We start from the raw sequence: 19,751 nt of genomic DNA on the forward strand, positions 1-19,751 counted from the left end.
GAGACTCAGTAGACAAGGAGCACACCCATGGCTGAAGTCCTCGTCCTCGTCGACCACGCGAGCGGTGCGGTGAAGAAGCCCGCCGCCGAGATGCTGACGGTCGCCCGTCGCTTCGGCGAGCCGTCCGCCGTCTTCATCGGCCCCGGCGCCGACACCGCGAAGGACCTGCTCGCGCGCTACGGCGCCGAGAAGATCTACTCCGTCTCCGACTCGAGCGCCTGGGAGCACCTCGTGGCCCCCCAGGCCGAGATCCTCGCCCAGCTCGTGAGCGAGAAGCAGCCGGCCGCGGTGCTCATCCCGAGCAACTCCGCCGGCAAGGAGATCGGCGCCCGCCTCGCCATCAAGACCGAGTCCGGTCTGATCACGGACGTCGAGGACGTCCAGGCAGGCGGCGACGGCCCCGTCACCACCCAGTCGGTCTTCGCCGGCAGCTACACCGTCGACTCCAAGGTCACCAAGGGCACGCCGATCATCTGCGTCAAGCCGAACTCGGCCGCCCCCGAGCAGGCCGCCGGGGCGGGCGCCTTCGAGGAGCTTTCCGTGAGCATCTCCGAGGACGCCAAGGCCGCGAAGATCACCGCGTCCGAGCCGAAGAAGGCCTCCGGCCGCCCCGAGCTCACCGAGGCGGCGATCGTCGTCTCCGGTGGTCGCGGCACCGGTGGTGACTTCTCCCCGGTCGAGACCTTCGCCGACACCCTCGGTGCGGCCGTCGGCGCCTCGCGCGCAGCGGTCGACGCCGGCTGGTACCCGCACTCCTCGCAGGTCGGCCAGACCGGTAAGCAGGTCAGCCCGCAGCTCTACGTCGCCGCCGGCATCTCCGGCGCGATCCAGCACCGCGCGGGCATGCAGACCTCGAAGACGATCGTCGCCGTCAACAAGGACGAGGAGGCGCCGATCTTCGAGCTCGTCGACTTCGGCGTCGTCGGCGACCTCTTCCAGGTCCTGCCCCAGGCCACGGAGGCCGTCAAGGGCAAGTGAGCCCAGCCTCGAAGGGCCCCGCACCAGCACTGGTGCGGGGCCCTCGTCGTGTCGTGGCTGATCCGGAGCACGGGGGTCTGTTACTCGCGGGTACTGCACCATGCTCCGTGTCGCCGGCGAGGTGGATCGCCGGGAGATCAAGGTTCTGTCAGTTCTCGAGGTCTGAGGGTGGTGTAGTACCCGCGAGTTGCGAACGTGCGTGGTCCCTGCCCCCGGTGACGCCGCGGCTACCGGTGCGGGGCCGGGCGGGTGCGGTCGCGCTGGTCCTTCAGGGCCATGACGAGGGCGACGAGCACGACGACGGCGATGAGCGCGAAGCCGACGGTGGTCGCGGTGGCCCAGTCGGTGCGGCCGAGCGTGGCGAAGACCGTCCCGGTGATGACGGCGATCCCGATCGAGGTGCCGATGCGCTGGCCGGTCTGCATCACCGCCCCGGAGCTGCCGGCGTAGGCGAGGGGGACCTCGGCGAGGGTGAGGGTCTGGTTGGGGCTGATGACCGCCCCCTGGGCGATGCCGATGAAGACGAGGCTGGCGACCAGCCACCACTCGCTGAGGTGACCGCCGGCCTGCAGCTGGACCACGGCGATGCTCATGACCAGGCCGAGCAGGGCGCAGTAGAGCCCGCCGATGACGACCTTGCGTCCGTAACGGGTGACGCGGCTGCCGGCCCAGTGCGCCGCGTAGGCGGAGATCAGGGCCGAGGGGACCCCGACGAGCCCGGCCTGGAAGGCGCTCTTGCCGGTGCCCTCCTGCATGTAGAGGGCGACGAGCACCCAGATGCTCGTCATCCCCAGGAAGTAGAGCATGACGATGAGGCTGCCGTTGGTGAAGCTGCGGATCCTGAAGATGTCCAGGTCGACCATGGGGGAGCGACCGGTGCTGCGGTAGTGGCGCTCCCAGCGCACCCACACCCATGCCAGGAGGATGCCGAGCGGGAGGGTGAGCCAGAACCACGGGGAGGTCCCGCCCTCGACGAAGGGGAGCATCGTCGCCAGCACCGCGAGGCCCAGCAGGATCGACCCGACCGGGTCCAGCGAACGGGAGGCATGGGCCCCGTCGGCGGCGCTGCCGGCGCGCCGGAGCAGCGGGCGGGGGAACCAGCGCAGTGCGAGGGCCAGACACACCAGCCCGACCGGCACGTTGACGAGGAAGGTCAACCGCCAGCCGATCTCCGGGCCGCCGAGCTCGATGAGCAGCCCGCCGAGGACCGGGCCGATGCCGACGGCCACCCCGACGACGCTGCCGAAGGCCCCGAAGGCCCGCCCTCGCTCGGCCCCGCGGAAGTACTGCTGGATCATCCCGACGCCCTGCGGGTTGAGCAGTCCCGAGCCGACGCCCTGGATGAAGCGGGCGGCGTTGAGTGAGTTCGGATCCGGCGCCAGACCCGCGGCGACGGAGGAGAGGGTGAAGACGATGACGCCGAGGACGAAGAAGCCCCCGCGTCCCATGAGGTCACCGGCCCGACCCGCGGCGACGAGGACGACACCGAAGGTCAGCGCGTACCCGGCGAGCACCCACTGGGCGTCGGAGTCGCTGGCCCCGAGGCCCTGCTGGATCGAGGGCAGTGCGACGTTGACGATGCTCACGCCGACGAGCGACATGAAGATCGCCAGGAGGAGCACCCAGAGGATCTTCCAGCGCTGGGGGTCCGGCTCGAAGGACTCGGTCTCACCCGACCCGACCTGACCGACCGTCACGCGTTCCCTCCTGATCTCGATGTGTGCACCATGCACGCAAACGTCACCGTCGCGTGGAACATTCCGTCATGTGGCCCCTCGGGAAGGTCGACGTGACGTCCGGGAGGGGGTGGCCGCCGCGAGGCCGAGGAACTGCATCGGGGTGACGGACCCGGCGGTGGTCATCGCCCCGGCTGCCGTTCCATGACCACGGCACGGGTCCCTCGTCTGCTCGATCGCCCCCTCAGGCCACGGCCGAGGCGAGCAGGACGTGCACGGCGGTGCCCGCGAAGATGCTGAGCGTCAGGTTCCCGCGCCACAGGTGTAGGCCCGCGGTGACGGCCAGCGCCAGTGCCGCCGGTCCGGCGGAGGTGAGGCTGGCGAGGTCGACGTCGCCGAGCGTGTGTACGACGAGCACGAGCATGATCCCCGGCGGCATCCACCGACCCAGGTCGGCGAGCAGTGCACTGTCGCGCAACGGTGCCAGCAGGGCGAAGGGGGTGGCCCGCAGCCCCCACGTGATCGCCGCCGCGAGCAGGACCGCGACGAGGTGGTGGACGTTCTCAGGCACGGTGGGTACCCCCCTTCGCCACGACGTGGGCCGCGACCAGGCCGGCGACGAAGAGCCCCATCGCGACGAGCAGCATGTTCGCGGGCGCCACGAGCAGCGCGGTGACAGCGCAGACGAGCGCCCACGCCGGGGCCGGGAGCGAGCGCTGCACCTTCCACGCCTCGATCGTCAGGACGACGAAGAGCGCGGTGACGGCGAACTCCAGCCCGCGCACCTGCGGCGGGATGACCGACCCCAGCAGCGAGCCGATGACGACGCTGAGCACCCAGCAGGCCTGGAAGCCGGCCTGGATGGTGATGATCCGGGCCCGGCTCCACCACTGCGCCTCCGGCGGTGTCGTGAGGGCGTACGCCTCGTCGGTGAGCGCGAAGGTGCTGTACGCCCGCCAGCCGCGACCGTGGACCCGGTGCAGCGGGAAGGAGAGCGCGTAGAAGACGTGCCGGAAGTTCACCAGCAGGCTCGTCACCGCGACCTGGGCGAAGGGGGCGGCCGCCGCGAGCATCCCGACGAGGAGGAACTCCAGGGACCCGGCGAAGACGACGCCGGCGAGCACCGGCCGCCACCACCACGCGAGACCGGACTGCACGACGAGGACGCCGAGGGCGATCCCGAGCGGGAGCACGGCCAGGCCCGCCGGGGCGGTGGTGCGCCAGCCGGCGAGGACCTCCTCGCGCGTCCCGGTGGGCCGATCGTGCGTGGTGGTGGTCATGGCGGCAATCCTAGAAAGGATCGGGCGTTCCCGGGTTGCCTATGAGGGGCGCTAGTGTCTCCTCATGGGCAATGAAACGACGAATGATGCGCTCGACTGGGCAATCATTGCCGAGCTCGAGGAGGACGCCCGACTGAGCAACGCCGAGCTCGCCCGCCGGGTGGGGCTGACCCCGGCCCCGTGCCTGCGCCGGGTGCAGCGGCTCGAGCGCGACGGGGTGATCACCGGCTACCACGCGCGGGTCGACCCGAGGTCGTCCGGGCGGGTCTCGAGGTCATCGTCGCCGTCGACATCGCGGTCAACGACGGCCCGACCTTCCTGGACTTCGAGGATGCCGTCACGGCGGTGCCCGAGGTGACCGAGGTGCGCAGGATGCTCGGCCAGCCGGACTACTACCTGCGCGTGCAGGTCGCCGACATCGAGGCCTTCGAGGAGCTCATCGTCGCGGTGATCTCCCGGCTGCCCGCGGTCAGCCGGATCCTGTCGCACCAGACCATGCGCCTAGTCAAGGGGTGAGAAGGCGGGAATAACCCCCTTCGCGCGCTCGTAGACTCAGGGGTGATGTCCACCTACCTCGACCACGCGGCGACCACGCCCATGACCCGGGCTGCCCGGGAGGCGATGGTCCAGCAGCTGGCCACGGCCGGCAACCCCTCGAGCCTGCACGAACCGGGCCGCGTCGCCCGCCGTGTCGTCGAGGAGTCGCGAGAACGGATCGCCGAGTCGCTCGGCGCCCGGCCCAGCGAGGTCGTCTTCACCTCCGGCGGCACCGAGGCGGACAACATCGCGGTCCTCGGCACGCTCCGCGCGGCCCGGGCCGCCGATGCCCGCCGCACCCGGATCGTCGCCAGCGCCGTCGAGCACCACGCTGTCCTCGACGCCGTCGACCACGCCGTCGAGCACGAGGGGGCCACGGCCACCTTCGTCGTGCCGGGGGAGTGCGGCACCATCACGCCCGAGTCGGTCCGCGAGGCGATCGAGGAGGACCCCGGGTCCGTCGCGCTCGTCACGGTCATGTGGGCCAACAACGAGGTCGGCACCGTCCAGGACGTGGCCGCCATCGCCGCGATCGCCCACGAGCACGGCATCCCCGTGCACACCGACGCCGTGCAGGCGACCGCCCAGCTGCCGGTGGACTTCGGGGCCAGCGGTGTGGACCTGATGAGCGTCACCGCCCACAAGCTCGGCGGACCCGTCGGCGTCGGCGCCCTCATCGCCCGGCGCGACGCACGGCTCGTGCCGATCAGCCACGGCGGCGGCCAGGAGCGGGGCATCCGCTCCGGGACCGTCGACACCGCCGCCATCCGCGCCTTCGCCGTCGCACTCACCGACGCCGTCGGCCAGCGCGAGGTCGAGGCGCGTCGCCTCGCCGACCTGCGCGACCGCTTTCTCGCCGGCGCGGTCGCGCTCGACCTCGGCATCCGGGTCACCGGCTGCTGGGAGCGCGGGGACGTGAGCACCCGCCTGCCCGGCAACGCCCACATCACCATCCCCGGGTGCGAGGGCGACTCGATGCTCTACCTGCTCGACGCCGCCGGCATCGCCGTCTCGACGGGGTCCGCGTGCCAGGCCGGCATCCCGCAGCCCTCGCACGTCGTGCTCGCCATGGGACGCACCGAGGAGGAGGCCCGCGGCTCGCTGCGCGTCTCCTTCGGCTGGACCTCCACCGAGGAGGACGTCGACGCGATCCTGACCGCCCTGCCCGACGCCGTCTCGCGCGCCCGCCGTGCGAGCGGTGCCGCCTGAGGCCGCCGTGCGCGTCGTCGCAGCGATGAGCGGCGGTGTCGACTCCGCGGTCGCCGCCGCCCGGATGATCGACGCCGGCCACGACGTGGTCGGCGTCCACCTCGCCCTGGCCCGGGACGCGAAGACCCTCCGCGAGGGGGCACGCGGCTGCTGCACCATCGAGGACGCCGGTGACGCCCGCCGCGTCGCCGACCGGCTCGGCATCCCCTTCTACGTCTGGGACATGGCGACTCCCTTCGAGCAGGACGTGGTGGAGGACTTCGTCGCCGAGTACGAGGCCGGTCGCACCCCCAACCCGTGCCTGCGCTGCAACGAGAAGATCAAGTTCGCGGCGCTGCTGGACAAGGCGCTCGCCCTCGGCTTCGACGCCGTCGCCACGGGGCACTACGCGCAGATCGCCGAGGGGCCGGACGGACGCGAGCTGCACCGCGCCGTCGACCCGCAGAAGGACCAGTCCTACGTCCTCGGCGTGCTCGACGAGGAGCAGCTCGCGCGGGCCTTCTTCCCGCTCGGGGACACGACCAAGCCGGACATCCGCACCGAGGCGGCCGAGCGCGGCTTCGCCGTCGCGAAGAAGCCGGACAGCCACGACATCTGCTTCATCTCCGACGGCAACACCCGCGGCTGGCTCACCGAGCGCCTCGGGGAGCGGCCCGGCGAGATCGTCGACGAGGGCAGCGGCGAGGTCGTCGGGGAGCACCGCGGGGCGTACGGCTTCACCGTCGGCCAGCGCCGCGGGCTGGGGCTCGAGCGCTCCTCCCTCGACGGCGAGGCGCGCTACGTCACGCGAGTCGAGGCCTCCTCCAACCGCGTCTTCATCGGCACCTCCGACCTGCTCGGGAACGACGTCATCGAGGCCGACCACGTGCGGTGGTGCGGCCCGGCGGCAGCCGGCGAGCACCGGCTCGGCGCCCAGCTGCGGGCGCACGGCGAGGAGATCCCGGCCACTGCGACCGTGACCGGCGAAGGGGGTGAGTCCCGCATCGTCGTGCGGCTGGACGACACCGTGCGCGGGGTCGCCCCGGGGCAGTCGGTCGTGCTCTACGACGGCACCCGGGTGGTCGGGTCGGGGACCATCGTGCGGGCCGGGAGGGGCTCCCTCCGACCCGGCGGGGTGGCCTCGGCATGACGCTCGCCTCCGGTGTCGGGTCCTGGCCCGGCACGCACTCCCGCGATGCCGTGCGGGCGGTGCGCGACCTGCTCGGTGACGGCATCCCGCACCTGCCGGAGCTGCCCGCCCGCGGCCCCGGCGCCGACATGATCGGTCGGGGCGCCGCGCTGCTCGAGGGGCTGCACGTGGAGACCCAGCCGTACGGCTGGCGCTTCGTCGACCGGCCCGGTGGGGACGAAGGGCGAGCCCGCGCCTTCCTCCGCGAGGACCTGGACGAGCTCGCCGAGGCCTACGACGGGTGGCGTGGGCCGCTGAAGCTGCAGGTCGCCGGGCCGTGGACCCTCGGCGCCCACGTCGAGCTGACCCGCGGCGAACGGGCGGTCTCGGACCACGGTGCCCGCCGCGACCTCGCGGCCTCGCTCGCCGAGGGTCTGGCGGGACACGTCGCCGACGTGCAGCGACTCGTGCCGGGGGCGCGGGTCGTGGTGCAGGTCGACGAACCAGCCGTCCCCGCCGTGCTCGCCGGTCGGCTCCCCACCCAGTCCGGCTACGGCACGCTGCGCGCGGTCGAGCACTCCGAGGTGCGCGACGGGCTGCGCACGGTGCTCGAAGCCGTGCGTGGGCACGACCGCGTGGTGCACTGCTGCGCGGCCGATGCTCCGGTGAAACTGTTGCGGGAGAGCGGTGCCGAGGCGATCTCGCTGGACACGGCGCTCCTCGGGCCTGCGGCCTGGGAAGCGGTCGCCGAGGGGCTCGAGGCCGGCACCGCGCTGTGGGGCGGTGTACCCGCGGAGGCCGACTGGCGCGCAGCGCGTGACCGGCTGCTCGGCGCCTGGCGGCGTGTCGGCCTCGAGGAGTCACGGCTGGGCGACCACGTGCTCACCCCTGCCTGCGGGCTGGCCGGCGTCTCTCCCGCCGCCGCGGTCGAGACCACCCGCGAGACGATCGACCTGGCCGCCGCCCTCACCGACCTCGCAACGTCCTGAGCAGGCCGCGTGCACGAAAGGTCGTCCTGGTGCATCTCACGTCATTCGTCGGCCGATAGCTCCGGGTTCCACTACCGTCCGGGTACACCACAACGGTGACCGATCCCGAGACCCACGTGACACCTGCGGCGTCCCTGGGGCATGCTCGCGCCATGGGCCCAGAAGAGATGTTCCGCGATGCCGCGAGCGTGCGTGAGGCCCTCGCCGGCGACGACTACCTGGCCGACGAGGGGCTGGGCACGGTCACGTTCCTCGCCCACGCGCTGCAGCGCCCGCTGTTGCTGGAGGGCGAGCCGGGCACCGGCAAGACCGCCCTCGCCGAGTCCGTGTCCCAGGTGCTCTCGCTGCCGTTGATCCGGTTGCAGTGCTACGAGGGGATCGATGCGACGCAGGCCCTCTACGACTGGGACTTCCCGCGGCAGATCCTGCACCTGCGCGCGGTGGAGGCGCTCGCCGGCAACAGTCCGGCCCAAGACGCCCGTGATCTGGAGACCGAGCTCTTCGACGAGCGCTTCCTACTCGCCCGGCCGGTGCTGCGGGCGCTGCGGGAGAGCCCGTGCGTGCTCCTCGTCGACGAGATCGACCGGGCCGATGACGAGTTCGAGGCCTTCCTGCTCGAGGTCCTCTCCACGTGGCAGGTGACGATCCCGGAGGTGGGGACGGTCGCGGCGGGCACACCCCCGTTCGTCGTCCTGACCTCCAACCGCACCCGTGAGCTGCACGATGCGCTGAAGCGGCGCTGTCTCTACCACTGGATCGACCACCCCGGGATGGACCGGGAGCTGGAGATCGTCCGGGCGCGGCTGCCGCAGGTCTCCGCCGACCTGGCCGAGCAGGTCGTGTCGCTGGTGCAGCGGCTGCGTCACGAGGGCGACCTCATCAAGCCGCCGGGCGTCGCCGAGACCCTCGACTGGGCGCGGGCGCTCGATGCCCTGGGGGCGAGCACCCTGGACCCGCAGGTCGCCGCAACCACCCTCGGCACCTCGATCAAGTACCGCGAGGACGGCGAACGGGTGCGTGCCGCCCTCGACCGGATGCTGGCCTGACCCATGCCGTGGAGCGGTGAGGAGACCTTCCTCGGGTTCGCGCGGGCGGTGCGCGCTGCCGGGATGCCGGTGACGGCGCACCGGGAGCGCACCTTCCTCGCCGCGGTCGCCGCCGTGGGGGCGGGGGACCGGGCCGGGGTCTACTGGGCCGGCCGGGCGGCGCTGACCACCTCCGCCGCCGACATCGGCCCCTACGACGCGGTCTTCACCAGCTGGTTCGGCGGCACGCCGCTGGACACCGTCACCACCCGGGAGGCGCCGCGCGCCAACGTCGTGCAGGCCTCGCTCGGGGACTCCGAAGGCGGCGGCGAGAGTGAGGACGAGGACCCGGTGCGCGCGGTCGCGAGCCCCTCGGAGGTGTTGCGGCACAGGGACGTCGCCGATCTGTCGGTGGACGATCGCGCGCGGCTGCGCCAGCTCTTCGCCACGCTGCGCCCGCGACCGCCGAACCGGCCGGCGCGCCGGATGAACCCCGCCCGCCGGGGCCGGGTCGACGGCCCCGCGACGCTGCGCGCCCAGCTGCGCCGGATGGGGGAGCCGGGCCCGGTCCACCACCGCCGGCGGCGCACGCAGCCACGCCGGGTCGTTCTCCTCGTCGACGTCTCCGGCTCGATGTCCGCCTACGCCGACGCGCTGCTGCGGCTGGCCCACCGGGTGGTGCGCGCGAGCCCGCGCACGACGGAGGTCTTCACGATGGGCACCCGGCTGACCCACGTGACCCGGGCGCTGCGGGAACGCGACCCCGACCGTGCGCTGCTCGCCGCCGGGGAGATGGTGCCCGACTGGTCCGGGGGCACTCGGCTGGGGGAGGCGCTCGGTGCCTTCCTCGACCGGTGGGGGCGACGGGGGATGGCCCGCCGCGCCGTGGTCGTGGTCTTCTCCGACGGCTGGGAGCGGGACGGCACCGAGGTGCTCGCCGAGCAGATGGGCCGGCTGCAGCGCCTCGCCCATCGGGTGGTGTGGGTCAACCCCCACCGCGGCAAGGCCGGGTACGAGCCGGTCCAGGCCGGCATCGTCGCCGCTCTGCCGCACTGCGACGACTTCGTCGCCGGTCACTCGATGGCGACCTTCGAGGAGCTGCTGGACGTCCTCGCCCGCGCGTAGGGCCGTCCCTCGTACCAAATGCTGTAGGCCCCACGTCGTTCCCGGGGACACGTCGGCGGATGACCCTTGTCACGTCCCACCAGTTTGGGCAGGATTGCGGGACAACGCCCGGAGACCCAACGAGCGAAACGGATGGATCAATGGCGCAAGTCACCGTCACCGTCGACGGTATGAAGAGGGACGACGACGTCGAGCCCCGCACCCTGCTCGTGGACTACCTGCGGGAGACCGTGGGCAGGACCGGCACGGTGGTCGGGTGCGACACGAGCAACTGCGGCGCCTGCACGGTGCTGCTGGACGGCGAGAGCATCAAGTCCTGCTCGGTGCTCGCGGTCCAGGCCGACGGGCGCGAGGTCGAGACCGTCGCCGGGCTCGCCGAGCCGGACGGGAGCCTGCACCCGGTCCAGCAGGCCTTCCACGAGCACCACGGGCTGCAGTGCGGGTACTGCACCCCGGGGATGCTCATGCGCTCGGTCTGCCTCGTGCGGGAGAACCCCGACCCCACCGAGGACGAGGTGCGCGAGGGCATCAAGGGCAACATGTGCCGCTGCACCGGCTACCAGGGCATCGTCGCCGCCGTCATGGACTACGCGGCCACCGCGCGCACCGAGGAGGCCGGCCGATGACGACGACGGACCTCCCCCCGCAGGAGCAGGCCCCCGAGGTCGGCCGCGCCCGCCGCCGCAAGGAGGACCAGCGGCTGCTCACCGGACGCACCCGGTGGGTGGACAACATCGTCCTGCCCGGGATGCTGCACCTGTCGCTGCTGCGCTCGCCGGTCGCCCACGCGACGATCACCGAGCTGGACACGACCGAGGCGAAGCAGGCGCCGGGCGTGGTGGCCGTCCTCACCGGGGCGGACCTGCCCGAGCAGGGCCCGATGCCCACTGCCTGGACCGTCAGCGATGACATGCGCACCCCGGAGTACCTCCCGATCAGCGTCGGGTCGGTCAAGCACGTCGGCGACATCGTCGCGGTCGTGGCGGCGACCTCCAAGGCGGCCGCCGACGACGCCCTCGAGCTCATCGACGTCGACTACGACGAGCTGCCGGTCGTCACCGACCCGGTGGCCGCGCGCGCCGAGGGCTCGCCGCTGGTCCACCCCGAGATGGGGACCAACGTCTGCGCGACCTGGGGCCTGGACTCGGTGGGCCTCGGCACCGGCGGGGACGCGCTCGAGGAGATCCGTCGGGCCGAGGAGGACCCGGACCAGGTCGTCGTGCGACGCACGTTGCGGCAGAACCGGATCACCCCCGCCTACATCGAGCCCCGCTCGGTGGTCGTGGACCCGACGACGGAGCAGGTCACGCTCTACTCCGCGACGCAGGTCCCGCACATCGTCCGCATCCTCATGGCGATGACCCAGCCGATCGCCGAGCACGAGCTGCGGGTCGTCGCGCCCGACGTCGGCGGCGGCTTCGGCGGCAAGCTGCAGTTCACCCGCGAGGAGGCGCTGGCGCTGCTCGTGGCCCGCCGGCTGCAGGTCCCGTGCAAGTACACCGAGACCCGCAGCGAGTCGATGCAGTCCTCCCACCACGCCCGCGACCAGGTCCAGGAGATGACCCTGGCGGCGCGGCGGGACGGCACCATCACCGCGCTCGACGTCGAGCTGACCGCGGACATGGGTGCCTACCTCGGCATCCTCACCGCCGGCATCCCGCTGCTCGGCGGCTTCATGTTCAACGGGATCTACAAGGTCCCCGCCTACCGCTTCCACTGCACCGACGTCTTCACGAACAAGACGATGACCGACGCCTACCGCGGCGCGGGCAAGCCGGAGGCGACCTTCGGCATCGAGCGGATGATGGACGAGCTGGCCGTCGAGCTGGACCTGGACCCGATCGAGGTGCGCCGACGCAACTGGATCGCGCCCGAGGAGTTCCCCTTCGACACCGCCGCCGGCCTCACCTACGACTCCGGGAACTACGACCAGGCCACCGACCGGGCACTGGCCATGTTCGGCTACGAGCAGCTGCGGGAGGAGCAGCGCCGGCGCCGCGAGTCCGGTGACCCGGTCCAGCTCGGCATCGGCGTGTGCACCTTCGTCGAGCTCTCCGGACTCGCCCCGAGCCGGGTCCTCGGCGGGCTGAACTACGGCTCCGGGGGGTGGGAGCACTCGACCATCCGGATGCTGCCCACGGGCAAGGTGGAGGTCGTCGCCGGCACGACCGCGCACGGTCAGGGGCACGCCACCGCCTTCGCCCAGATCGTCTCCGACGAGCTCGGGGTCCCCTTTGAGGACATCATCCTCATCAACGGGGACACCGCCTCTGCGCACAAGGGGATGGACACCTACGGGTCCCGCTCCCTCGTGGTCGGCGGCATGGCGATCGTCGGGGCCGCCCGCAAGGTCGTCGAGAAGGCGCGGCCCATCGCCGCGCACCTGCTCGAGGCCGACGCCGGCGACCTCGAGTACGAACGAGGACGTTTCTCCGTCAAGGGGACCGACAGCGGGGTGACGATCCCCGAGATCTCCCTGAGCACCTGGCTGGCGCACGACCTGCCCGACGGGATCGAGCCCAACCTGGACTCGGACTGCACCTTCGACCCGGAGAACTTCTCGTACCCGACGGGCACCCACCTCGTCGCGGTCGAGGTCGACACCCGCACCGGGCACGTCGGGCTGCGCGACTACGTGTGCGTCCAGGACGTCGGCGTCGTCGTCAACCCGCTCATCGTCGACGGCCAGGTCCGCGGCGGCATCACCCAGGGCATCGCCCAGGCCCTCTACGAGGAGATCGTCTACTCCGAGGACGGGCAGCTGACCTCCGGCACCCTCGCGGACTACCTCGTGCCCGCGGCCCCGGACGTGCTGCCCTACCGCACCGACTACACCGTCACGGAGGCGACGTCGAACACGTTGGGGGTCAAGGCCGTCGGCGAGACCGGCACCACCGCCGCGCCGCCGGCGGTCGTCAACGGCGTGCTCGACGCCCTTCGTCCGCTCGGCGTCACCGACATCACCATGCCGTGCACCCCGCTCAAGGTGTGGACGGCGATCCGGGAGGCGGCCGGGTCACCTGCCCAGACCTCCGGCGAAGGGAGCCTGCCGTGATCCCCGCGACCTTCGAGCACACCGCCCCGACGACGATCGAGGAGGTGGTCCGGGCACTCGGCGACGGCAGCGACGAGACGCAGCTGCTCGCCGGCGGGCAGTCGCTGCTGCCGGTGCTGAAGCTGCGGATGGCCGACCCCGACCTGCTCGTCGACCTCGGCCGCGTGGCCGGGCTGCGGGAGATCCGCGAGGACGGGGACGACCTCGTCATCGGCGCGATGGCCACCCACCACGCCGTCGCGGCCGATCCGCTGATCGCCGAGCACGCGGGCGTCCTCGCCCAGGCCGCTGCCTCCGTCGCCGACCCGCAGATCCGCTACCGGGGCACGATCGGTGGCTCGCTGGCCCACGCCGACCCGGCCGGGGACATCGCCCCGGCGGTGCTCGCGCTGGAGGCCAGCCTCGAGCTGACCGGGCCGGCGGGCACCCGCAGCGTCGCGGCCGGCGACTTCTTCGAGGACTACTTCACCACCGCGCTCGCCGAGGGGGAGGTGCTCACCGCGGTGCGCGTGCCGAAGCACACCGGCTGGGGGATGCACTACGAGAAGTTCTCCCAGGTGGCCCAGTCCTGGGCGATCGTCGCGGTCGCGGCGGTCGTGCAGGTCCGTGACGGACACCTGGCCACGGTCCGGCTGGGGATGTCGAACATGGGGAGCACCCCCCTTCGTGCCCACCGCGCGGAGGAGGCCCTGTCCGGTGTCCCCCTCGAGTCCGCCGACGTGGAGCGGGCCGCCGCGCTGGCCGGCGAGAGCACGGAGCCGCCGACCGACGCCTCCGGCACCGCGGAGTACCGCCGCGACCTCGCCGGGGTACTGGCGGGGCGGGCGGTGGCCGGTGCGGCCGGGATCGCCTGACCCACAACAGAAGAGGAGTCACGATGGCCCAGAGCACACGCATCATCGACCTGAACGCGGACGGTGGCGAGAGCTTCGGCCGCTGGGAGCTGGGCGCCGACACCGAGCTGGCGCCCCTCATCACCTCGATCAACGTCGCCTGCGGGTGGCACGCCGGTGACCCGGGGAACATGACCCGGTCGGTGGCCCTGGCCGGGGAGCACTCCATCGGGCTGGGGGCGCACCCCGGCCTGCCCGACCTCATGGGATTCGGGCGCCGCGCGATGGCCCTCTCACCGGACGAGGCCGCCCAGGCGGTGCTGTACCAGACCGGCGCGCTGCGGGCCTTCGCCGACCACCAGGGCGTCCCGCTGCGCCACGTCAAGCCCCACGGCAGCCTCTACGGGATGCTCATGAAGGACGACGCGATCGCCGACGCCGTGGCCGATGCCGTCGCCACGCTGGACCCGGACCTCTTCATCCTGCTCGAGGCCGGCCCCTGCGCGGAGCGGCAGCGCGAGCGGGGGCACAAGGTCGCCGCGGAGGCCTTCGCCGACCTGGAGTACACCGACGACGGGCACATCATCATCGACCCGAAGAACCAGCGCCGGGACCCGCAGTGGTGCGCCGACCAGGTCGCCGGGATCCTCGAGGGCACGGTGCGCTCCGCCTCCGGCGTCGAGACGGCGATCACCGCGGACACGGTCTGTCTGCACTCGGACCGGCCGGGGGCCGAGGAGAACGCCCACGCCGTCGTGGAGCGGATGACGAGCATGGGGTGGACCATCCGGCCGCTCCACGAGCACGACCAGGAGGGTTCATGACGAACGCGACCGCGCTGCCACCGGCCCGGTACGAGTACGGCGGGGATGAGTTCATCTTCGTCGAGATCGCCGAGGAGATGAGCATGGAGGCCAACATCAAGGCCATGCTCATCACCCAGGAGCTCACCGAGCGGGACATGGCGGGCATCGTGGACATCTGCCCCTCCAACGCCTCCTACCTCGTGCGCCTGGACCCCGACGTCCTCGCACCGGTGGACCTGATGGCCCTGCTGCAGGAGCTGGAGTCGAAGTTCACCTCGGTGCCGGACAACTTCACCCTCCAGACCCGGGTCGTGGACATCCCGATCCTCTACGACGACCCGTGGACCCACGAGGCGATGATGCGCTTCCGGGACCGGCACCAGGACCCGGAGTCGACCGATCTCGAGTACGGGGCACGCACCAACGGGTTCGAGAGCGTGCAGGCGTTCATCGACCACCTCGCCGGCAACCCGTGGATCGTCACCATGCTCGGGTTCGTGCCCGGGCTGCCCTTCTGCTACCAGCTGGAACCGCGGGAGCGGCAGGTGCAGGTGCCCAAGTACGTGCGGCCGCGCACCTTCACCCCCGAGCGGGCCTTCGGCATCGGCGGGGCCTTCTCGGTCGTCTACCCGGTCCAGGGCGCCGGCGGCTACCAGCTCTACGGGATGTCCGCGACGCCCGTGCTCAACGTGCGCCAGGACCACCCGGACTTCGAGCACTCGATCGTCTTCCCGAAGGCGGGGGACATCCTGCGCTACCGCTCGGTGGACCGGACCGAGTTCGACGAGACCCGCAGGGAGGTCGAGGCGGGGAGCTTCCGCTACCGGCAGCACGACGTCGAGTTCTCCCCGGCCGCCTTCCTCGCCGATCCCCAAGGCGTCAACGACCACCTGCTGGAGGTGCTGTACCGATGAGTGCACACGTGAAGGTCCTCGCCGGCGGCCTGTCCACGACGATCCAGGACCTGGGCAGGACCGGTCGTTACGCCATCGGCATGCCCCCTTCGGGCGCCATGGACCAGTTCTCCTTCCGGGTGGCCAACCTGCTCGTCGGGAATGCGGAGGGTCAGGCGGCGCTGGAGGCGACGTACATCGGCCCCACCCTGGAATTCACCGACGAGCGGACGGTCGCCGTGACCGGTGGGGACGCCGCGGCCACGCTCAACGGTGAGCCGGTGCCGATGTGGACGAGCGTGCGCGTGGCCCCCGGCGACGTGCTCTCCTTCGGGATGATCTCCACCGGCGCCCGGCCCTACGTCGCGATCTCCGGCGGGGTGGCCGTGCCCGAGTACCTCGGCTCCCGCTCCACGTACACCCTCATCGGCCTCGGTGGGCACGAAGGGCGCACCCTCGCCGACGGCGACGTCCTCCCGTTGGGGGAGGGCCCGGGCGCGGCCGAAGGGGGCAGCGTGCCGGACGATCTCCGGCCCGGCTTCGGCTCCGACGTCGAGGTGCGGGCCGTCGTGGGCCTGTGCTCCTACCGACTCACCGAGGCGGCGCTCGCCTCCTTCCTCGAGACCCCGTGGAAGGTCACCAAGGACGCCGACCGGGTCGGGTACCGGCTGCGCGGCGGCTCGCTGGACTTCGTCGAGCGGGAGCAGCCCTTCGGGGCCGGCAGCGACCCGGCCAACGTCGTCGACCTCGGGTACCCGCTCGGGTCGGTGCAGGTGCCCGGGGGTGACGAGCCGATCGTCCTGCTCGGCGACGCGGTCACCGGTGGTGGCTACGTCACGATCGCCACGGTGGTCTCCGTGGACCGGGACCTCTTCGGCCAGGCCAAGACCGGCGACACCGTCCGCTTCCGGTCCGTGGGCATCGATGAGGCGCTCGCCGCCCGCGGCGAGCAGACGAGGCGCCTGGACCGGATCCGGGCCGCGCTCACCTGAGCGACCGGAACCGATCGACCAGATCCTGCACGACCGAACCGAAAGGACCAGCCATGGCCACCATCCCCTCACCCCTGCCCGGTGTCTTCTACCGCCGCCCCTCACCGGAGGAGGCGGAGTACGTCAGTGAGGGCGACCAGGTGACGGAGGGGCAGACCATCGGCCTGATCGAGGTGATGAAGAACTTCACCGAGCTCAAGGCCAGCGCCTCCGGGACGGTCAAGGAGTTCCTCGTCGACGACTCCGCCGAGGTCTCCGTCGGCCAGGACGTCGTGGTCCTGGAGTGAGTACGAGCAGCACACCCCGAGTCCTCGTCGCCAACCGCGGTGAGATCGCCGTGCGGATCATCCGCGCGGCGCACACCCTGGGCTGGGAGGCCGTGGCCGTCCACTCCGAGGTCGACACCGCCGCCCGGTGGGTCGAGCTCGCCGACGAGGCGGTGCACATCGGTCCCTCACCGGCGGGCAAGTCCTACCTCGACGTCGACGCGGTGCTGGACGCCGCCCGGCGGACCGGCTGCGGGTACGTCCACCCGGGGTACGGGTTCCTCTCGGAGAGACCGGAGTTCGCGCGTCGGGTGAGCGAGGCGGGCCTCGTCTTCGTCGGGCCGTCCGCGGACGTCATCGAGTCGATGGGCGACAAGTCCGCGGCCCGACGCACCGCCGAGGCCGCCGGCGTGCCGGTCGTCCCGGGCTCCGGGGTGATCACCGACGTGGCGCAGGCCCGTGCCGCTGCCGAGGACCTGGGCTTCCCGCTCCTCGTCAAGGCCGCCGCCGGTGGTGGCGGCCGCGGCATCCGGGTGGTGCGCACGGCCGAGGAGCTCGAGGCCGCGGTCACCACCGCCAGGGCGGAGGCCGCCTCGGCCTTCGGCGACGGGTCGCTGTACCTGGAGCGGGCGATCCAGCAGGCCCGGCACGTCGAGGTGCAGGTGCTCGCGGACACCCACGGGTCCGTGGTGCACCTGTGGGAGCGGGACTGCTCGGTCCAACGGCGTCGGCAGAAGCTCCTCGAGGAGGCGCCGGCTCCCGGGCTCACCGGCGTGGTGCGGGAGCGGATGACCGCTGCCGCGGTGCGGCTGGCCGCCGAGGTCGGCTACGTCGGCGCGGGGACGGTGGAGTTCCTCCTCGAGGGCGAGGAGTTCTACTTCATCGAGATGAACACCCGGATCCAGGTCGAGCACCCGATCACCGAGATGCTCACCGGGGTGGACCTCGTCGGTGAGCAGCTGCGGATCGCGGCGGGTGAGGCGCTCTCGGTGGGGCAGGAGGAGATCGTCTCCGACGGCGCGGCCATCGAGATGCGGATCAACGCCGAGGACCCGGACCAGGACTTCTTCCCGTCCCCGGGGGAGATCACGCGCTTCGACCAGCCGAACGGGCCGGGCGTGCGGGTGGACTCCGGCTTCGTCACCGGCGGGCAGATCGCTCCCTTCTACGACTCGCTGCTGGCCAAGCTGATCGTCCACGGGCGCGATCGTGACCAGGCCCTCGCCCGGGCCCGGCAGGCCCTGTCCGAGCTGACCGTCGAGGGCGTGGTCACCACCCGGTCCCTGCACGCGGAGCTGCTGGCGGATCCCGACCTCCAGCGTGGCGGGGTCTCGACGACCTGGTACGAGGAGCGCGGCGGCTGATCGCGAGACGGGACGAAGGGCGGCGGGTCAGCCCGCCGGGGCGGAGATCTCCCGCTTGAGGATCTTGCCCGTCGGACCCTTGGGGAGCTCCTCGAGGACCCACACGGTGCGCGGGTACTTGTAGGCCGCGACCCGCTCCTTGACGTAGGCCTTGATCTCCTCGACGTCACCGGCGGCGCCCTCGCGCAGGGACACCGCCGCGCCCACGTCCTCGCCGAGCTCGGGGTGCGGCACGCCGACCACCGCGCACTCGGTCACGTCCGGGTGCGCGTAGAGGACCTCCTCGACCTCGCGCGGGTAGACGTTCATCCCGCCGCGGATGATGACGTCCTTCTTGCGGTCCACGATCGTGTAGTAGCCGTCCTCGTCGACGCTCGCGATGTCGCCGGTGCGGAACCAACCGTCGGGGATCGCCGCGGCCGTGGCCTCCGGCTTGTTCCAGTAGCCCTTCATGACGTTGTCACCGCGGATGGCGATCTCGCCGACACCCTCGCCGGGGCCGACCTCCGCGCCGTCGGCGCCGATGAGCTTCATCTCGCAGCCGGGGATCGCCCGCCCGATCGTGCCCGGCTTCGTCGGCTGGTCGAGCATGTTGAAGGAGGCGACCGGCGAGGTCTCCGAGAGGCCGTAGCCCTCGAGCAGGCTCACGCCGAAGGTCTCCTCGAACTCGCGCAGCGTCTCACCGGGCAGCGAGGACCCGCCGGAGACGCACGTGCGCAGCGAGGAGGTGTCGGTCTCCCGGACGCTCGGGTGGTGCAGCATCGCGCCGTACATCGTCGGCACGCCCTCGAAGATCGTCACCTCGTCCCGGGCGATGACCTCCAGCGCCTTGCCGGGGTCGAAGCGCGGCACGAGGGTCAGCGTGGCCCCCCGGAGCACGGCGGCGCCCAGCCCGCAGGTCAGGCCGAAGACGTGGAAGAGCGGGAGGCAGCCCATGACGACGTCATCGGGCTGGATGCCGATGATGTCGACCGCCGAGCGCTGCGCGTTGAGGGCGAGGTTGTCGTGGGTGAGCTGGGCCCCCTTCGGCCGTCCGGTGGTGCCGGAGGTGTAGAGGATCACCGCGTCGTCGTCGCCCGCGCGCTCGGTCGGGGCCGTGATCGGTTCCCCGGCGGGCAGCGCGTCCTCGGCCGGGCCGACCGGGCCGGAGACGATGACCTGCGTGTCGGTGCCCTGCGCGCCGGCCTGCGCCTCGGCGGCGAAGTCACCCCAGACGAAGGAGAACGTCGCCCCCGAGTCGGTGTAGAAGTACTCGATCTCCGGGCCCTTGAGCAGCGGGTTCATCGGCACGACGACGCCGCCGGCGAGCAGCGTCCCGTAGAAGAGGACGGGGAAGGCCGGCACGTTCGGCAGGATCAACGAGACCCGGTCACCGGGCTGCAGTCCGGCAGCGCGAAGGGAGCCGGCCGTCTTCGCGGCGAGCCCGTGGAGCTGGGACCACGTCAGCTCGGCGTCGTCGAGCCTGATCGCCACCCCGTCGGGGTCGGCCTGGGCGGTGGTGACGAGGTTGCTCGCCAGATTGCTCATCTCTGCTCCTGGGTCGGGGGTCGGGCCTCCATCTTGACGTGTGTGCCCTCCCCGTTGGGGGACCCGCTGTCGGAGGCGTGCGGCAGGA

At 72.1% G+C, this 19,751-nt stretch carries 19 protein-coding genes and 1 pseudogene; 16 read left to right on the top strand and 4 right to left on the bottom strand.

Features of this window, described 5'->3' with window-relative positions:
- Positions 1-27 precede the first annotated feature (27 nt).
- Positions 28-978 (top strand): electron transfer flavoprotein subunit alpha/FixB family protein, encoded by a 951-nt coding sequence (locus tag JCO01S_RS02295; RefSeq protein WP_068250069.1) that lies wholly within the window; start codon positions 28-30, stop codon positions 976-978.
- A gap of 227 nt (positions 979-1,205) precedes the next feature.
- Here the strand turns inward: JCO01S_RS02295 and JCO01S_RS02300 are convergent, their stop codons facing one another.
- The 3 genes from JCO01S_RS02300 to JCO01S_RS02310 all read right to left on the bottom strand — a co-directional run bounded on the left by JCO01S_RS02300 (position 1,206) and on the right by JCO01S_RS02310 (position 3,934).
- A complete protein-coding gene (locus tag JCO01S_RS02300; RefSeq protein ID WP_068250072.1) occupies positions 1,206-2,675 on the bottom strand; it encodes an MFS transporter in 1,470 nt (489 codons plus the stop codon).
- 223 nt (positions 2,676-2,898) lie between these two features.
- Positions 2,899-3,225 (bottom strand): branched-chain amino acid transporter permease, encoded by a 327-nt coding sequence (locus JCO01S_RS02305; protein WP_068250075.1) that lies wholly within the window; start codon positions 3,223-3,225, stop codon positions 2,899-2,901.
- Complete coding sequence (locus JCO01S_RS02310) at positions 3,218-3,934, bottom strand: AzlC family ABC transporter permease (protein WP_068250078.1); 717 nt, start codon at positions 3,932-3,934, stop codon at positions 3,218-3,220. The genes JCO01S_RS02305 and JCO01S_RS02310 overlap by 8 nt, the downstream gene beginning before the upstream one ends.
- A gap of 64 nt (positions 3,935-3,998) precedes the next feature.
- Between JCO01S_RS02310 and JCO01S_RS16160 the strand changes: the two are divergent.
- The 15 genes and pseudogenes from JCO01S_RS16160 to JCO01S_RS02380 form a co-directional block, all read left to right on the top strand.
- A pseudogene (locus JCO01S_RS16160) lies at positions 3,999-4,100 on the top strand (AsnC family transcriptional regulator); the annotation flags it as partial.
- A gap of 14 nt (positions 4,101-4,114) precedes the next feature.
- Complete coding sequence (locus tag JCO01S_RS02315) at positions 4,115-4,450, top strand: Lrp/AsnC ligand binding domain-containing protein (protein WP_245634306.1); 336 nt, start codon at positions 4,115-4,117, stop codon at positions 4,448-4,450.
- Between the two features lie 45 nt (positions 4,451-4,495).
- Positions 4,496-5,680, top strand: coding sequence for a cysteine desulfurase family protein (locus JCO01S_RS02320; protein ID WP_068250081.1), 1,185 nt, complete (start codon positions 4,496-4,498; stop codon positions 5,678-5,680).
- 7 nt (positions 5,681-5,687) lie between these two features.
- On the top strand, positions 5,688-6,809 hold the full coding sequence (gene mnmA, locus JCO01S_RS02325; protein WP_068250323.1) for a tRNA 2-thiouridine(34) synthase MnmA: 1,122 nt from the start codon (positions 5,688-5,690) through the stop codon (positions 6,807-6,809).
- Positions 6,806-7,777, top strand: coding sequence for a uroporphyrinogen decarboxylase/cobalamine-independent methonine synthase family protein (locus JCO01S_RS02330; protein ID WP_068250085.1), 972 nt, complete (start codon positions 6,806-6,808; stop codon positions 7,775-7,777). The genes mnmA and JCO01S_RS02330 overlap by 4 nt, the downstream gene beginning before the upstream one ends.
- 152 nt (positions 7,778-7,929) lie before the next feature.
- Entirely contained in the window at positions 7,930-8,823 is an 894-nt protein-coding gene (locus JCO01S_RS02335; protein WP_084342559.1) for an AAA family ATPase, read from the top strand.
- 3 nt (positions 8,824-8,826) lie between these two features.
- The gene (locus JCO01S_RS02340) at positions 8,827-9,927 is read left to right on the top strand and encodes a vWA domain-containing protein (RefSeq protein WP_068250092.1); all 1,101 of its coding nucleotides are present in this window, start codon (positions 8,827-8,829) and stop codon (positions 9,925-9,927) included.
- Between the two features lie 140 nt (positions 9,928-10,067).
- The gene (locus JCO01S_RS02345) at positions 10,068-10,553 is read left to right on the top strand and encodes a (2Fe-2S)-binding protein (RefSeq protein ID WP_068250095.1); all 486 of its coding nucleotides are present in this window, start codon (positions 10,068-10,070) and stop codon (positions 10,551-10,553) included.
- Positions 10,550-12,982 (top strand): xanthine dehydrogenase family protein molybdopterin-binding subunit, encoded by a 2,433-nt coding sequence (locus tag JCO01S_RS02350; RefSeq protein WP_068250097.1) that lies wholly within the window; start codon positions 10,550-10,552, stop codon positions 12,980-12,982. The genes JCO01S_RS02345 and JCO01S_RS02350 overlap by 4 nt, the downstream gene beginning before the upstream one ends.
- Entirely contained in the window at positions 12,979-13,836 is an 858-nt protein-coding gene (locus tag JCO01S_RS02355; protein WP_068250100.1) for an FAD binding domain-containing protein, read from the top strand. Before JCO01S_RS02350 ends, JCO01S_RS02355 begins: the two co-directional genes overlap by 4 nt.
- Positions 13,837-13,859: 23 nt before the next feature.
- The gene (locus JCO01S_RS02360) at positions 13,860-14,639 is read left to right on the top strand and encodes a LamB/YcsF family protein (RefSeq protein WP_068250103.1); all 780 of its coding nucleotides are present in this window, start codon (positions 13,860-13,862) and stop codon (positions 14,637-14,639) included.
- Positions 14,636-15,535, top strand: coding sequence for a 5-oxoprolinase subunit B family protein (locus JCO01S_RS02365; protein ID WP_068250105.1), 900 nt, complete (start codon positions 14,636-14,638; stop codon positions 15,533-15,535). Before JCO01S_RS02360 ends, JCO01S_RS02365 begins: the two co-directional genes overlap by 4 nt.
- The gene (locus tag JCO01S_RS02370) at positions 15,532-16,506 is read left to right on the top strand and encodes a 5-oxoprolinase subunit C family protein (protein ID WP_068250107.1); all 975 of its coding nucleotides are present in this window, start codon (positions 15,532-15,534) and stop codon (positions 16,504-16,506) included. Before JCO01S_RS02365 ends, JCO01S_RS02370 begins: the two co-directional genes overlap by 4 nt.
- Positions 16,507-16,559: 53 nt before the next feature.
- Positions 16,560-16,793 (top strand): acetyl-CoA carboxylase, encoded by a 234-nt coding sequence (locus JCO01S_RS02375; protein ID WP_068250111.1) that lies wholly within the window; start codon positions 16,560-16,562, stop codon positions 16,791-16,793.
- Positions 16,790-18,136: an acetyl-CoA carboxylase biotin carboxylase subunit gene (locus JCO01S_RS02380; RefSeq protein ID WP_068250114.1), complete on the top strand. Its 1,347-nt coding sequence runs from the start codon at positions 16,790-16,792 to the stop codon at positions 18,134-18,136. Before JCO01S_RS02375 ends, JCO01S_RS02380 begins: the two co-directional genes overlap by 4 nt.
- A gap of 27 nt (positions 18,137-18,163) precedes the next feature.
- Here the strand turns inward: JCO01S_RS02380 and JCO01S_RS02385 are convergent, their stop codons facing one another.
- Complete coding sequence (locus JCO01S_RS02385; RefSeq protein ID WP_068250118.1) at positions 18,164-19,663, bottom strand: long-chain-fatty-acid--CoA ligase; 1,500 nt, start codon at positions 19,661-19,663, stop codon at positions 18,164-18,166.
- Between the last annotated feature and the right edge of the window lie 88 nt (positions 19,664-19,751).

This window comes from Janibacter corallicola NBRC 107790, assembly GCF_001570965.1.
GTDB lineage: Bacteria > Actinomycetota > Actinomycetes > Actinomycetales > Dermatophilaceae > Janibacter > Janibacter corallicola.

Excerpts from the sequence above, each read along its gene's own strand:
- JCO01S_RS02360 (WP_068250103.1), top strand. The coding sequence starts at position 13,860 with ATGGCCCAGAGCACACGCATCATCGACCTGAACGCGGACGGTGGCGAG.
- JCO01S_RS02350 (WP_068250097.1), top strand. The coding sequence starts at position 10,550 with ATGACGACGACGGACCTCCCCCCGCAGGAGCAGGCCCCCGAGGTCGGC.
- JCO01S_RS02295 (WP_068250069.1), top strand. The coding sequence starts at position 28 with ATGGCTGAAGTCCTCGTCCTCGTCGACCACGCGAGCGGTGCGGTGAAG.
- JCO01S_RS02330 (WP_068250085.1), top strand. The coding sequence starts at position 6,806 with ATGACGCTCGCCTCCGGTGTCGGGTCCTGGCCCGGCACGCACTCCCGC.
- JCO01S_RS02320 (WP_068250081.1), top strand. The coding sequence starts at position 4,496 with ATGTCCACCTACCTCGACCACGCGGCGACCACGCCCATGACCCGGGCT.
- JCO01S_RS02310 (WP_068250078.1), bottom strand. The coding sequence starts at position 3,934 with ATGACCACCACCACGCACGATCGGCCCACCGGGACGCGCGAGGAGGTC.
- JCO01S_RS02335 (WP_084342559.1), top strand. The coding sequence starts at position 7,930 with ATGGGCCCAGAAGAGATGTTCCGCGATGCCGCGAGCGTGCGTGAGGCC.
- JCO01S_RS02340 (WP_068250092.1), top strand. The coding sequence starts at position 8,827 with ATGCCGTGGAGCGGTGAGGAGACCTTCCTCGGGTTCGCGCGGGCGGTG.
- JCO01S_RS02370 (WP_068250107.1), top strand. The coding sequence starts at position 15,532 with ATGAGTGCACACGTGAAGGTCCTCGCCGGCGGCCTGTCCACGACGATC.
- JCO01S_RS02365 (WP_068250105.1), top strand. The coding sequence starts at position 14,636 with ATGACGAACGCGACCGCGCTGCCACCGGCCCGGTACGAGTACGGCGGG.
- JCO01S_RS02385 (WP_068250118.1), bottom strand. The coding sequence starts at position 19,663 with ATGAGCAATCTGGCGAGCAACCTCGTCACCACCGCCCAGGCCGACCCC.
- JCO01S_RS02345 (WP_068250095.1), top strand. The coding sequence starts at position 10,068 with ATGGCGCAAGTCACCGTCACCGTCGACGGTATGAAGAGGGACGACGAC.
- JCO01S_RS02375 (WP_068250111.1), top strand. The coding sequence starts at position 16,560 with ATGGCCACCATCCCCTCACCCCTGCCCGGTGTCTTCTACCGCCGCCCC.